Annotated in this window: 9 protein-coding genes; 6 read left to right on the plus strand and 3 right to left on the minus strand. The window is 63.3% G+C overall.

The window, feature by feature from the left end; translation table 11 throughout:
* Positions 1-266: 266 nt before the first annotated feature.
* On the minus strand, positions 267-1,097 hold the full coding sequence (locus K9L28_04865; protein MCF7935653.1) for an EFR1 family ferrodoxin: 831 nt from the start codon (positions 1,095-1,097) through the stop codon (positions 267-269).
* Positions 1,098-1,287: 190 nt separating this feature from the next.
* On the opposite strand from K9L28_04865, the gene K9L28_04870 reads away from it, so the two are divergent.
* From K9L28_04870 to K9L28_04890, 5 genes are all read left to right on the plus strand, one after another.
* Positions 1,288-2,646 carry a deoxyribodipyrimidine photo-lyase gene (locus K9L28_04870; protein ID MCF7935654.1) on the plus strand — a complete coding sequence of 453 codons (1,359 nt, stop codon included), beginning with the start codon at positions 1,288-1,290 and terminating at the stop codon, positions 2,644-2,646.
* Positions 2,647-3,063: 417 nt separating this feature from the next.
* Positions 3,064-4,608 carry an asparagine synthase B gene (gene asnB / locus K9L28_04875; protein MCF7935655.1) on the plus strand — a complete coding sequence of 515 codons (1,545 nt, stop codon included), beginning with the start codon at positions 3,064-3,066 and terminating at the stop codon, positions 4,606-4,608.
* A gap of 216 nt (positions 4,609-4,824) precedes the next feature.
* Positions 4,825-5,580 (plus strand): hypothetical protein, encoded by a 756-nt coding sequence (locus K9L28_04880; protein MCF7935656.1) that lies wholly within the window; start codon positions 4,825-4,827, stop codon positions 5,578-5,580.
* 39 nt (positions 5,581-5,619) lie between these two features.
* Positions 5,620-5,949 carry a multidrug efflux SMR transporter gene (locus K9L28_04885; protein MCF7935657.1) on the plus strand — a complete coding sequence of 110 codons (330 nt, stop codon included), beginning with the start codon at positions 5,620-5,622 and terminating at the stop codon, positions 5,947-5,949.
* A 201-nt stretch (positions 5,950-6,150) separates the two neighbouring features.
* Positions 6,151-7,068, plus strand: coding sequence for a cation diffusion facilitator family transporter (locus K9L28_04890; protein MCF7935658.1), 918 nt, complete (start codon positions 6,151-6,153; stop codon positions 7,066-7,068).
* 90 nt (positions 7,069-7,158) lie between these two features.
* Here K9L28_04890 and K9L28_04895 read toward each other — a convergent pair whose 3' ends face one another.
* Positions 7,159-8,703: a right-handed parallel beta-helix repeat-containing protein gene (locus K9L28_04895; protein MCF7935659.1), complete on the minus strand. Its 1,545-nt coding sequence runs from the start codon at positions 8,701-8,703 to the stop codon at positions 7,159-7,161.
* A 397-nt stretch (positions 8,704-9,100) separates the two neighbouring features.
* Here K9L28_04895 and K9L28_04900 point away from each other — a divergent pair, with 397 nt between their 5' ends.
* Positions 9,101-9,925: a hypothetical protein gene (locus K9L28_04900; protein ID MCF7935660.1), complete on the plus strand. Its 825-nt coding sequence runs from the start codon at positions 9,101-9,103 to the stop codon at positions 9,923-9,925.
* Between the two features lie 325 nt (positions 9,926-10,250).
* On the opposite strand, the gene K9L28_04905 is transcribed toward K9L28_04900, so the two are convergent.
* A complete protein-coding gene (locus K9L28_04905; GenBank protein MCF7935661.1) occupies positions 10,251-13,727 on the minus strand; it encodes a right-handed parallel beta-helix repeat-containing protein in 3,477 nt (1,158 codons plus the stop codon).
* Between the last annotated feature and the right edge of the window lie 765 nt (positions 13,728-14,492).

Here is a 14,492-nt window from a genome sequence, read left to right on the forward strand (position 1 = left end):
AGCCAGTCGAACAGATCCTTCCAGAACCAGGAGGGGCGTTCCATGTCAGAGCTGTCCCCTTTCTCTTGTTCCTGCGTGTTCTGTCTCAGAGCCGGATGCGGCACAGCTTGCTCACCCTCCCGATAGAGGTTGGAAACACCTGCTCAATAGAGCTTGGGAACAAGTATAGCACGTTGTGCCCAGAGGATACACGAAAGAAATCCGTCCCTTTGTGCAGGAGTACCTACGGACACAGGGACGATGGTCACGGGACGGCCGCAGTGCGCTCACTCCGGCGTGTCGCCGCCCTCCGGGGCCGGTGCCTCCCCGGGGCCGCCCAGGGAGAGCAGGTCGGCCCGTCGGACCGACCGGTACGGGGCGTACTCGGTTCCGCCGAAGCGGATGGCCCTGGTGGGGCAGAGGGCGAAACAGCGCTGACAGAGGACACAGCGGTTGGCGAACTGCGGATTCCCGTCGCCCCGGATGGTGATGTTGTCTACCGGACAGACTCTGGCGCAGAGGCCGCACTGGATGCATCGGTCGGTGTCGGCGCTGATGGGGAACCTCCTGCGCATCATGCGGTAGGGCAGGCTGGTTTCCTTGCGGCCGATAAACCGGAACAGCGGCCCCAGAAACCACCCCTTCTTCCACTCCGCGCTGCCGTTGATGATCATCTGGGCGTACTCCCTCGCCTGGTCCTTCCCCTTGTCGATCTGTTCGCGGTCTGCATGGGAGATGCCGTCCTTGCGCTGGTAGTTGGTGGGCATCTTGATCTCCCGGGCCCCTGCGGGGGTGTATCCCCTGGTCTCCAGGAGCTTCCGGAGCGGACCGACGATGCCGCCGGAGAACCCCGCCAGGGTGTCTACCATAAAGGCCTCCTGGCCGTTGCTTTCGGGCAATGACTGCAGGGCCTTCCAGACAAAGGGATAGGTGGACTGCATCGCGACGGGGAAGGCGAACCCCAGCAGTTCCTCCCCGGTGAGGTGGTCCCACTGCCCCTCGACCAGGGGATGGAACGAGACGGTCATGCCTTCGTGTCGGAATGTGTCGGCCATGGCCTCTGCCACAGCCAGGGTGTTGCCGGTGCCGGAGAATACGTGAAAGGCGACGGTGCGCATCGATACTACCTCCCTCAGTGGCATGTTGTGACGACTGGGTGGATTGTGTGGGGTCCACCCACTGTGCCGCAATAATACCATGTTTTGACGTCGCTTCGTACCGGAGAAGACGGGCTTGCCGCCCGCTGTGCGTACAGCTACGATGGTTGGCGGATACCAGCGGATCGAACGCAGAGTGGAGGCGGGATGCATGTTGGTGGACGCGCGTCGTGTTCGAGCTGTGGATAGAGGGACCCGCGGGAGTGGGCCGGTGGTCTGCTGGATGAGCCGGGACCAGCGGGTGGATGACAACTGGGCGCTGCTTTTCGCCCGGGAGATGGCGCTGGAACGCGCCGTACCGTTGGTTGTGGTCTTCTGCCTTTTCACCCCCTTCCTGGGGGCCGGTCTGCGGCAGTACGGCTTTCTGCTCCGCGGGCTCGCCGAGGTGGAGCGGTCGCTGCGGGAGCGGGGGATTCCCTTTGCCCTCCTCCGGGGTGACCCGAGGAATCGGATCCCCGCATTCGTGGAGGCGCACCGCTGCGGGGCGGTGGTGACGGACTTCTCGCCTCTGCGCATCCGCACCGCCCAGGTTGCCGACGTTGCCGCCGCCCTGGAGGTGCCCCTCTACGAGGTGGACGCCCACAATGTGGTGCCCGCGCGGTATGTAACGGACAAACGGGAGTACGCCGCCCGGACCATCCGTCCCAAGCTCTGGCGGACGGCCCCGGCCTTTCTCACGGACTTCCCGGAGCTGGAGGAGATGGACGGCCCCATCGACAGATGGCCGCCGGTGGACTGGGACCAGGTCTGGGCCGGCCTGGATGTGCGCGGCGATATCCCCGAGGCGACCTCCATCGTTCCGGGGGAGGCGGCGGCGTTGCGATGTCTGGAGGGGTTTCTTGCCGAGCGGTTGGCCCGGTATCCCGAGGAGCGCAACGATCCCGCCCGGGACGCCCTCTCCGGCCTGTCGCCCTATCTGCATTTCGGCCAGATCGCCCCGCAGCGTGCGGCCCTGGCGGTGCAGGCCGCCGACGCGCCGCAGGAGGCGAAGGACGCCTTCCTGGAGGAGAGCATCGTCCGTCGTGAGCTGGCGGAGAATTTCTGTCTCCATGCCGAGGACTACGACCACATGTCGGCCTTCCCCGACTGGGCCCGGACAACCCTGGCCGAGCACGCGGAGGACCCCCGTCCCGCCCTCTACAGTCTGGAGGAGATGGAGCGTGCCGCCACCCACGACGAGGCCTGGAACGCCGCCCAGAAGGAAATGGTGCGCACCGGCAAGATGCACGGCTATATGCGGATGTACTGGGGCAAGAAGATCCTGGAGTGGTCGCCCACGCCGGAGGAGGCACTGCGGCGGGTGATCCTGCTCAACGACCGTTACGAGCTGGACGGACGGGACCCCAACGGCTACACCGGCGCCGCCTGGTCCATCGGAGGGGTCCACGACCGCCCCTGGAAGGAGCGCCCTATCTTCGGCAAGATCCGCTATATGAACGACCGCGGCCTCCGGCGGAAGTTCGATGTCGACCGCTATATCCGGAAGGTGGAGGCGCTGGAGCAGCCGTGACGGCGGTTGCGGAAGGGCTGGGGGGTTGTCGGTTTCCTCCCTGGACCGCGCCGCAATCCTTTCCGAGCTTTGTGTGGCGAACCAAAAACACCTTTGATAACTGCGCGATCGCTGTAACGGCAAGGAACGGCACATCGCTGTTGTGCGGCATCCCCGCCGGGGACGATTCAGAGCAATTGGCAGCTGTGGACGCCGATAGGGCCGCGATTCGGGTTTGCCCTCCAATTTCGGCGGTATTTGCGCGAGAGGTTGCGCGAGGTACGCTGAGGACAGCTTGCAACCATTGTGCAATGTGAAACTCCCCGTTATCCTTACACACTGTAGGTGCCCGCAAATCGTTGCGGGCCTTCGTTGTAGGAGGGGGCGGCGCCGAGACGCCGCGCTCGTACCAAAAAACTAACAGGTGGTGTGCACAGAATGTGTGGTATTTGCGGTATCTGGGGCGACGATGATGGTGAAACGCTGCTACGGATGATGCGGGGCATGACGCACCGCGGGCCCGATGCAGACGGCTCTATGGATTTCGAAGGGGGCCAATTCGGGCACAGGCGTCTTTCCATCATGGATGTGGCAGGCGGCGACCAGCCCCTGCAGACAGTGGACGGCCGGCATACGGCGGTGGTGAACGGGGAGATCTACAACTACCCCGAGCACTACGGGAAGCTCTCCAAAGACCGGGCGTTCAGGACGAAAAACGACTCCGAAGTGATCCCGCACCTCTACGACGAGAAGGGTACCGCCATGGTCCACGAGCTGGACGGCATGTTCGCCTTCGGCCTGACCGACGGTACGGACCTCTTTCTCGCCCGCGATCCCCTGGGAATCAAGCCCCTCTACTACACCTCCGACGAAAAGGGCAATCTCTACTTTGCCTCGGAGATGAAAAGCCTCCCCGACAAGGGCAACCCCTTCCGGGAGTTCCCCACAGGCAGCTGGTACCACTCCAGGGAGGGCTTCCACCGGTACTATACCGTTCCCCAGCCGAGCTATGAGGAGATGGACACGGACCTCTGCGTGCAGAAGGTGCGGAACGCCCTGGACAGGGCGGTCCACAAGCGCCTGATGAGCGATGTGCCCCTGGGCTGTTTCCTCTCCGGCGGGCTGGACAGCAGCATCACCTCGGCGCTGGCGTCGCAGTATGTCCAGCCGCTGCACACCTTCGCCACGGGCTACGAAGGCAGCAAGGATCTGGCCAAGGCGCGGATGGTGGCCGACCATATCGGTTCCATCCACCACGAGTACATCATGACCGACGACGAGATCCTGGAAAACATGGCCGGCATCATCTACTACCTGGAATCCTTCGAGCAGGCCACGGTGCGCAACGCCATCCCCAACTACTTCACCTCCAAGCTGGCGTCGCAGTATGTCACTGTGGTCATCACCGGCGAGGGGGCCGACGAGCTCTTCGGCGGCTACACATGCTACAAGGACATCGATGATCAGAGGGATCTGCAGGAGGAGCTGCGCTGCTCGCTGCAGGACTTCCACAACCTCAATCTCCAGCGCGCCGACCGGGCGACCATGGCCTACTCCATTGAAGGCCGTGTGCCCTTCCTCGACGAGGAGATGGTGGCTCTGGCCCAGCGGGTGCCCCCGCAGCTGAAGATCAAGGGCGACCCCGCCATGGAGAAGTGGGTCCTCCGCGCGGCCTGCGAGGACCTGCTGCCCCACGAGATCGTCTGGCGCACCAAGGAGCAGTTCGACGAGGGCAGCGGCATCGTCGACTCCGTCAGCCGGGTGGTGGACAAGGCCATGACCGACGAGGAGGAACGGCGTCACCGTGACCGTTATCCCGAGGTCTTCCTCCGTTCCAAGGAGGAGTGCTACTACCACAAGCTCTTCACCGAGGTTTTCCCCAACCACGAACGGATGACCGACACCGTGGGCCGCTGGTCCGAGGACATGGACTCCCGGAAGCGGTACCGCCGCGGTCCCGCCGAGGCGGGGGTGGCCGCGTAGCCCACGGGTTTGCTCCCCGGGGGGCGCACACCCCAGCCGAAACGGTATGCTTCGGAAGGGGACAACAGCATAGAGGTATCTCCGCCGGAAGGGGCCCAGGCCTCTTCCGGCGGGTTTTGTCGCGCGGTTGGCAATCGGTGTACAATGCCCTTCAGAAAACACCAATGACCGGAAGGCGTTGCCAGGCGACGCCGTGCAAACGGAAGGAGACAGGGAATGGAGTCGATGCTGCAGACACTGCGCAAGCGCGTGAGAGAGCTGATGGAACAGCAGGGAATCGGTGCGGAAACGCCGGTCACCGTTGAACCCCTCGGTGTGGAGGAGGCCATCGGTGACCCGGCCCCCTACCGGGACTACCCGCTGCTGCGGGGCAAGGAGAAACTCGTCCAGGCCGAGATCCACGGGGCCAAAGGGCAGGCGTTCACCTCGTCGCCGCTCCGGTGGCACGGGACCCTGGCCGACGTGCTGGCGCTTTCCCTGGAGGGCGACCGCAACGGCGCGCTCTTCATCGCCGCGGTGAACGCCCTGGGCCGCTACGCCGGCGTCGCCGACGATACCATCCACTGCAGGGACAAGGCGCCCGAGGAATGCTCAAGGAGGATTGCGGAGTCGGTCCGCGAGGAGTTCGGTGATGTCTCCATCGGGATCGTAGGCTACCAGCCGGCGATCACCAACGCCCTGGCCGAGCGCTTTGGTGTGGACCGGGTTCATGTGGTGGACCTGGACCCCGACAACATCGGCAGGGAGGTCGCCGGAGGCGTCACCATCGGCCACGGCGACCGCGATCTGGAGACCCTGGCGGACCACTGCGACATGGCCCTGGCCACGGGTTCGACCATCGTCAACGGGACCATCGACAGGGTAGACCGGGTCTTCCTGGAACGGAACATCCCGGTGCTCTACTTCGGCACCACCATCGCCGTTCCGGCGGTGCTGCTGGGGTTGCGCCGCATCTGCTTCGAAGGGGCCTGACATGGCCCTGCGGGCAGGGGATAGAGGGAGCCCGGGACCGTGACCTATCTCTATCTCCTCTTTGCGATCATCGCCGAGGTCTTCGCCACCAGTATGCTCAAACTCTGCAACGGCTTCACCCGTCCCGGCATCACGGCTGTTTCGATGATGGGATACATGACGGCCTTCTATTTCATGAGTCTCTCCTTCCGGGCCATTCCCTTTGGTATCGCCTACGCCATATGGTCCGGAGTGGGGATTGTCTTCATCACCTTTGTCGGGGCCTTCGTATTCCGCCAGCTTCCCGACCTTCCGGCGCTGGTGGGGATAGGACTCATCGCCGCCGGGATCGTGGTGATCCATCTCTTTTCCAAGACGGTGCGACTGTGAGGAAAAGGGAGGGACGAGGGGCGATGCGGGAGAGCATCTGCCGTTGGCCGCACGACAAAACGTTGCAGCTGGTGCGGAGTCTGCGGTGATGCGGTTGGCGGTCCTGTGGCGACCGTCTCCCTCCGGAACCGGCGGGACGGGGCTATTGGGTCCACAGGGCCTCAGGTTCGCGAACAATGAAGACGGAAAGGATCGGTAGTGATGGCACACCATCATCATCACGACCACGGAACGGAACAGATGGGCGACGGCAGGCTGACGGCGGCGCTTGGCGTCAACCTGCTGCTCACACTGGTGCAGGTGGTGGGCGGTATCCTCTCGGGGAGTCTGTCGCTCGTCGCCGACGCGCTGCACAACCTCTCCGATGCCGCCTCCCTGGGGATCGCCCTGGTGGCCCGCAAGATCGGCCGCCGGCCGCCGGATGCCTTCAAGACCTTCGGCTACAAGCGGGCGGAGGTCATCGCGGCGCTGGTCAACCTGGTCACCCTGCTGCTGATCGGCTGCTATCTGATCTACCAGGCGATCTGGCGCTTCGTGGAGCCCCAGCCGGTGGAGGGCTGGACGGTGGTCATCGTGGCCGGTGTGGCCCTGGTTGTCGATGTGGTGACCGCCGTGATCACCTTCTCCATGTCCAAAGGAAGCATGAACATCAAGGCCACCTTTGTGCACAACCTCTCCGATGCCTTCGCCTCGGTGGCGGTGATCCTGGCGGGGACGCTGATCCTGCTCTACGGCTGGTACTGGACGGACACGGTGCTGACGCTGGCCATTGCGGGGTATGTGCTCTGGCAAGGTATCGCCATGCTGCCCGAGACGATCCACCTGCTGATGGAGGGCACCCCCTCCCATCTGGCGGTGGAGGAGGTCATCGCGGCCATGGAGACGGTAGCGGGCGTCGAGAATATCCACCATGTGCATATCTGGCAGCTCGACGAGCACCGCAACGCCCTGGAGGCCCACGTGGTGGTCCGTTCCCGCACACTGGAAGAGACGGAGAGGGTCAAACGGGAGCTCAAGGCTGCCGTGGCCGAACGCTTCGACGTCACCCATTCGACACTGGAGTTCGAACATCCCGAGGAGGCCTGCGCCGACCCCGGCCCCGGGAGCGCAGGGCCATAGGGAGACCGGTCGTATCACGGCCTGGGCGGTAGGTGACATACGCAACGCCGGGCGGATGAACCGCCCGGCGCAGGTTGTGTTGGGGCTGCGCTACCGCCGCCGGAGAGCGAGAACGCCTGGTATGAGCAGGAGGGCCGCCGCGAAGGAAGCCACGCCCACCGAGCACCCTCCGCCACCGCCGCCCGGCGAGGAGCTTTCCTGGAGCTCGAAGGCGCCGATGTCCGGTCCGTCGCCGGAGGGCCGGGGCTTGCCGCGCTGGTCCGTGTCGGGAACGTCCCCGGAAGAGGCGGCGTTGCGGGCAGAGCTCCCGCTCGCGATGACACAGGTCTTGGTGGGGCCGTCGTTGTCGGCGGGCTCCTCCAGCTTGGGATTCCCGTTGGTGTTGTTGTCGCCGAGGCTGTCGAGATCGCTTCGGTTGAGGACACAGGAGTCGGCCGTGATCCTTGCATCGTCGCCGACGTCGATGATCCGGTCCCTCTGGTCGCCCCAGAGGATGCTGTTGACGGCGGCGACCCGGGCGTCGGCAAGGGCGATGCAGTCACCGCCTCCCTGGGCCGCGTTGCCGGCGAAGGTGCAGAAGCGGAAGCGGGTCTCGTTGCCGTCCTGGGCGGCGAAGGCCCCGCCCTTGCCGGTGCTGCGGTTGCCGCTGAAGGTGCAGTTGATGATGGTGGGATCGTTGTCCTTGCAGCAGAGTGCTCCGCCCTCGCCCTCAGCCTGGTTGTCCAGAAAGGCGCAGCGCCGGATCACGGGGTCCGCGTTGTTTTCTGGGTAGCTGTCCAGTACGTGGGAGACTACCCCGCCGCCGTCGCCATCTTCGGCGTTATTGGAGCTGAAGGTGCAGTCCTCCAGCACAAGATTGCTGTCGTTGTCGAGCAGTCCCCCGCCGCTTTCGGTTGCGATGTTGCCGGTGAAGGTGCATCCGGCGATGTCCGCCGAGTAACAGTGGCTCACCATCGCGCCGCCGCCGAGCTGGGCGCTGTTGTCCTCGAAGGTGCTCTGCTCCACCGTGATGCGGCACCGGTATCCGGAGAGGCCGCCGGCGTACCCCGTGGCGTGGTTGTCCCTGAAGGTGCAGTTTCGGATCGTGATGTTTTCCATATAGCTGGTGTGCATCCCCGCCCCGATGTGGTAGACAGGCTCGCTGGGGTCCACGGGCGCCCGGTCGGCGTAGCCGCCCTCGATGGTAAAGCCGTCTATGACCACGTTCTGGTCGTCGTCCTCGGAACTCGCGTCGGGGTCGTCGGCGGTGACCACCTGGTAGCTGTTGTCTGCAGAGACCGCGGGATTGCCGATATTGCCGCTGAGGGTTGTCTCGTTGAACTCGAAATCCCGTTCCGACAGGGAGCTCTCGCCGCCGTCGAAACCGCCGTAGAGCGCAACGCCCCTGGAGAGATCAAAGGCCGTGGCGCGCTCCTCGTGGGTGGGTTCGTAGGTCTTGACGGGGAGGTACTCCCCCTCGGCCACCCAGATCTCGTCACCGGGGTCGGCCTTGTCGAGGATGCCCATCAGGTCGGCGGAGGCCCTGGCCCAGGTCGTTCCGTCGCCCCGCCCGTTTTCCGCGACGTACCATCGGGCGGCTTCGCCGGTTGCGGCTCCGCTCAAGACAAAGAGGGCGACCGCACAGATCCCAAGCATTGCAAGAGCGCACCGCTTCCTTCCGTGATTCCCTCCAGATCGCACAACGCACCAGTCCCTTCCATCTCCGATTCTGTTCCCGGCCGTACCGGCCTTTTGCCCCTTATGCGGCGGTTTGTCGGTCCTGCCGTAGACAGGCTTGTTCCATTGCAGCATCTCGTTTAGTCTATCATACCTTTTTGCTCTCTCCGTAGTCCGGGAACAGCCAAAGCGCCGGACACCTGTCACAGGCATCCGGCGCTGGCTGAGATAGGGAAACGGTTACCGCGTGGGCGTTACCACCGGTACCTTGTGTCCCGCCGCCCTGCTGCCGATAACCAGAATGGACTGTCCTGTTCGCGCGCATTGTTGCGCGGGGCATACCTCGCCTTAGGGCGATCACGGGAGGAGTCATGCTATGGGCGGCTTTTCGATAGAACATCTGTGGCAGGGGCAGACACTGCAGGGGAGCCTGCATGCTGCGCTGAAGAGCGGTTCCGCCGGGAAGGGAGAGGCATCGCCGGATTTCTCCGCGGCCCTCTCGGCGGAGCAGGGGATGAAGTGGGGCGAGTGGATCGAGGTTGACGGCACATCCTACCGTCGTGTGGTGCCGCCGGGAGGGGCACGGAGAGGCGTCTCCTTCTACGCCGACCGGGAGGGCAATCTCTACTCCAAGGTGATCGTTCCCGGTGCGGAGCTCACCAGGCAGGAGGCGCCGGAGTGGTTTTCGGCCAAGGGGATCGGTGCGCCGCCGGCACAGGGTACGCCGACCCCGACCCCATCGGTCTTCCCCCAGTATCCCCAGGAGATGCAGGTGGGGGAGTGGGTGGACATCGAGGATGGCCGGTACCGGCAGGTCTTTCCGCCGGGTCCGCGCCGCGAGGGGATCGCCTACTTCGCCGACGAGGGCAACTTCTTCCGGCGGGCCGTCTATCCCGGGGCGCAGCTGAGTGCCGTCGAGCCGCCCGACTGGTTCGATCCCGCCAAGGTGGGAACGCCGCCTGCCTCCGGCGAGGTGCAGCCGTCACCGTCACTGGATGGCCCAGCCTCGGATGATGTGCCGGAAGCCCCGCCGGGTCCGGAGTCCGGCGACGAGACCACCGGTGAGGCTGTCACGGAGCTCGCGGCGACGCTCGCCGCCCTCTCCCAGTCCCTGGGCTCCATGGCCGGATCGATCCATACGAACCGGAGTGATATCGCCGGCATCGTCCAGGCCCTCTTCGGCGACCGCGACGAGGCCTGATCCCTCACCGACTACGTTTACATCGCATAGCCGACCTCTGCACCAGAATGCGCCGGGCGCTCTCCCTCCTCGCCCGGCGCAACTTTGTGACTCCACCCTTTTCAGGCTCCGTCTATGGTTCCCCTGCAGCTCAGGCAGGAGGGAGGTGCCTGTGATTTCGCAAGCTACAGGGAAGGCCGGGCACCCCTAAGGGACCCGGCCTTCGTTGTGCCGACGGTTGGAACCGTCCTGCCGTTGCCGCCCCGGACGGGGAAAGGATCTCCTCCCCGTCCGGGGCGTATTGTGGTGAAGCATTCTCTTGCTCGGGTGGATCGAGAGGCCTGTTCTACCGCCGCAGCGCCAGGAGCCCCGGCACAATGAGGAGCAGCAGCGCCAGAGCGGAGGGGCCCATGCTGCAGCCGCCGCCGCTGTCGCCGGTCCCTGTGGGGCTCGGTTCCCCTGTGGGCGTTGCCGCCTGGTAGGTCACGATGGCTACGTCGGTTTCCACGGTTCCCACAACCTGGTCCAGGTCGTAGTCGCCGTTATCCTTCACGCTCAGTGTGATCCCGTCGTCGGTCTCTTCGACATCCAGATCCTCGCTGATGTAGTCGGGATCGAATCCTTTCCAGTCGCCGCCCTGGTTTTTCACCAGCACCTTTGTCCTGGTTTCGGCCTGGGCGGTCATCTCGTTGCCGCCGCCATTGCCGATGGTGAAGCGTGTCTTGTCCGTTCCGGCTTCCAGTCTGGTTTTCACCGTGGTGGCCCGGGTCTTGTCCACATCGCCGTTGATCTCGCCGGAGTCCACCAGCCCCTGGACCTGCTGCTGGACTTCCTCCTTCTCTCCGTCGTCCATGGGCTCGACATCGGCGCTGACCGTGCCGGAATCCTCGTCAGGCGTCACGTCGTCGCTGTCCACATCCTCAGGCTCGGAGCCCGGTACCGGCGTGGGCGTGGGTCCGGAGGTCGGCGTGGCGGTGGGTGCCGTCGTCGGCGTAGGTGTGGCTGTGGGTGGCACAGATGTCGGCGTGGCTGTCGGCGCGGGGATCACCCGCTGGGCTTCATAGGCGCCGATGTCGGCCGTGCCGTCGGCCGGCCAGGGGCGCTGCATGCCGCGCTGGTCCATTGCGGGCGCGACGTCGTTGGATGCGTTGTCGAGCGCGGAGCTGCCGTAGAGAAGTGCGCAGGTCTTTGTGGGTCCGCCGTTGTCCTTCAGCGTGTCCAGCATCGGATCGGCGTTGGTGTTGTGGTCGCCGAAGATATTCGGGGTGCTCATGTTGAGAACACAGTAGTCGGCTGTCGATCCCTGGTCGTCGGAAAGCGTAATGAGGTCAGCCGCTTCATCCCAAAGGATTGAGTTTGTTGTTGTTACGGTAGAGGACTCCGCATAGATTGAATTGCCTTCTTGGCTGGCAGCGTTACCGACGAACGTGCAATTTTTGATAGTGGTTTCACTGCCTTCACGGGCATGAACGGCTCCTCCACGGCGCGAAGCAGAATTGCCGTAGAAGGTGCAATTAACTATGGTTGGATTGCTTGGTGTCGGATCTTCATCCCTGTAGGCGGCAATTGCTCCACCATCATTGGTAGCATGATTATTTTCAAATAGGCACCGCCTGATCGTGCTGTCGCTGGCAGGAACATTTGAAATAGCCCCAGCGAGTTTTCCCGCCGAGTTTCCAACAAAGTAACAATCCTCAATGACAGTATCACTGTCATACCAGTTGCCTATGGCTCCTCCTGAACGTGTATGGGCGGTATTGTTTTCAAAAAGTGAGTTTGAGATTTGAGCGGCTGAACCTGAATTAACCACCGCACCGCCGCCCTGAAGCGCTTCGTTGTTCAGGAATTTACAATAGTTAATTACAGGGGAACACTGGTAATTGTATACTGCTCCAGCGGCCCCTGCCTTATTCCCGTCAAAGACATTATTGGTGATTGTGGCGTCTTTGTCCTTGCAGCAGAGAGCCCCGCCCCCCACCGCGGCCTGGTTGTCCAGAAAGGTGCAACGGCGAATGACAGGTCCGGCCTCGTTTTCGGGATGGTTGTCCTTTACATGAAATGCGACCCCGCCGCCGTCGCCGCTTTGGGCCCTGTTTGTGTGGAAGGTGCAGTCCTCAAGCACCAGATTGCTGTCGTTGTCGAGCAAGCCTCCGCCGCTTTCGTCAGCGGTGTTGCCGATGAAAACGCAACCGGAGAAGTCAGCCGTATAGCAGTGGCTTACCAGCACGCCGCCGCCGTGGAAGGCATTGTTCTCTTCAAAGGTGCACTGTTCTAGCGTTAAATTGCTCCGGTATGCCGAGAGGCCGCCTCCTAAATAAGTGGCATGGTTGTTCTTGAAGACGCAGTTTTTTATGGTCACTGTACTCATATAGGTGATATGGATACCTGCGCCGATTTTGTAATACTCTGAAGAATCCAGATCTGCGTATCCGTCACGGATGGTGAACCCGTCGAGAACCACTGTTCCGTCGTGGTCCTGCGAGCTGGTGTCGGGGTCGTCGATTGTCACCACATGGTAGCTGTTGTCGCTGCTCTCTTCCTTTGTTCCGATGTTGCCGGTGAGGATGGTTTCGTAGTTGCTGACACTCCGGTTCCCCATATCGCCGCCCCGGTTCGGGAAGCCGCCATACAGGGAGACGCCCTCTTTGATCTCAAAGGCGATGGCCCTGTCGTTGCTGGTGGGAGCTCCTTCAACGTCGGTGGGAGAGTAGGTCCCTTCGGCCACCCAGACCTCGTCGCCGGAGATAGCCTTCTGCAGGATGCCCGCCAGATCCGAGGAGGCGTTCTCCCAGCTTGAGCCGTCGCCGGAACCGTCTTCGGTGACGAAGTAGCGGGTGCCTGCGGCGTCGTCGGTGAAGGCCTTGAGACAGACATTGGCGTTGCTGTAGCCGGTGGTCAGATCGGTCCAGGCCGTCCCGTTGCGGGAGATGTAGCTCTGCCCCGCCGACGCCGTGGCGTTGCTGCTGCAGCCCCTGATCGGGCGTTCCACCGTGATCGGGTATTCATAGCCGTGACTGGTGAGCCGCACCACAACGGAGAAATAATCCCCTAATGCGGTATAGGTCGGACTGTCCAGCGGTACCGTCACGTAGCCGGAGTGGTCCAGCGAACCTACGGTGGTCCCGGCCGGAACCCCCTGTCCCGGGCTGACGGGCTCCGCCGGCAGGCCTGTGTAGACGGCGATCTCGTAGTCCGCGGAGGCGCCGTTGTTGTAGAACGAGACGGCCCTGAGACGGCTTCGTTGCCCTCGGCCTGGAAGACATTGGCGAACCAGGCGGTTTCCGAGTCGTACCCGACGGTATCGCAGGCGCCCAGGGGATCGTACTGGTAGATATTGTCGTAGTTGTCGGTCTCCTCCACGGTGAAGGCGGTGCCGTGGTAGATGCCCTTGCTGTGGTAGGAGGCATAGAAGTATCCGTTGTCGCCCCAGTCGGTTCCCCAGCTGTTCCGGACGATCCAGGCGCCGTCCCCCGGAGGCTCCGTGGCGAAGTTCTCTCTGGGGTAGCTGTCGTTCCAGCCGACGATGCTGACGCCGTGGTTGGAACCGCCGGGGTCGTGGTCCAGATAGTAGGCGTGGTGCTTCGCGCTCCAGGCGTCCCCGGAGATGACCCCCGAATCGGGGATCATGGCTTCTGTGGCGTACATGCCGATGCCGATCGCTCCGTAATGCGTGAGGGCGTATTTTGTGTTGTCGGCGTTGATGGGGGGCTGGGGAGCGGAACGGGAGGGGGCCAGGTAGAGGTAGGAGGCATGTTGCAGATGCTTCCGCACCGTCTCGTTGCCGGTGGGGTTGGGGCCGCCGTAAGGAACGGCGCTCTCCCAAACCGGACAGTCCCACCTGGCCAGCACTGCCGTGGCTTGCAGGAAATCGCCGCCGGCGTCGGCCCAGGGTTCACCGGTGTCGTTGTCGAAGGTTGGCGTTCCCTTGTACACCTCGTACCCCAGCTGCCACTCCGAGTAGTTCGCTTTGCCCATGCCCTGTTTCATCACGGAAGACTCGATAGCCGCCTGGGTGGCGAAGGTCCAGCACAGGCCGTAGGGCCTCTGCTCCCGGATGGAGGAGACCTCGCCGCGTTCCCGCAGGTCGTAGGATGCCGGGAAGGTCTGCCGCTGTCTGCCGGATTCCGTCTTGAACATCCGCTGCCCGGCCAGGTGGGAGAGGTCCACCGGCGGAGGGATGTAGCCTGTCGGTCTCTGTTGACCTCCTCTATCGCTGTTCGGGCTGTTGTCACTCTGCTGTTTTTCCAGATAGGCGAGGAAGTCCGGGTTCAAAGGCGCCGAATGCGGTGTGGCCGCAAGGGCCGTTCCGCAGTAGAGCAGGGCCGCCAAAATGAACAATGACGCAATACAGGATCTTTGTGCGAAGGGTCTCATGGTACCTCCTTTCTCGCAACTTTCACGCGGGGTATCCCCACTGCACTCAACAGAATTAATGTATTCAATTTACGTAGCAATCTATGATAACCATGACCACGCACAGAATACCTTCTGTGCGTGGCGGCTGCAAGCCTTCGTTGTGTTCTGAAAGATTCTGTTTTCCGGAATCCGGGAGAGATATGCACGGTGTCGTGCCTTCGGTTTGGAGGTG

The organism is Synergistales bacterium (genome assembly GCA_021736445.1).
GTDB lineage: Bacteria > Synergistota > Synergistia > Synergistales > Aminiphilaceae > JAIPGA01.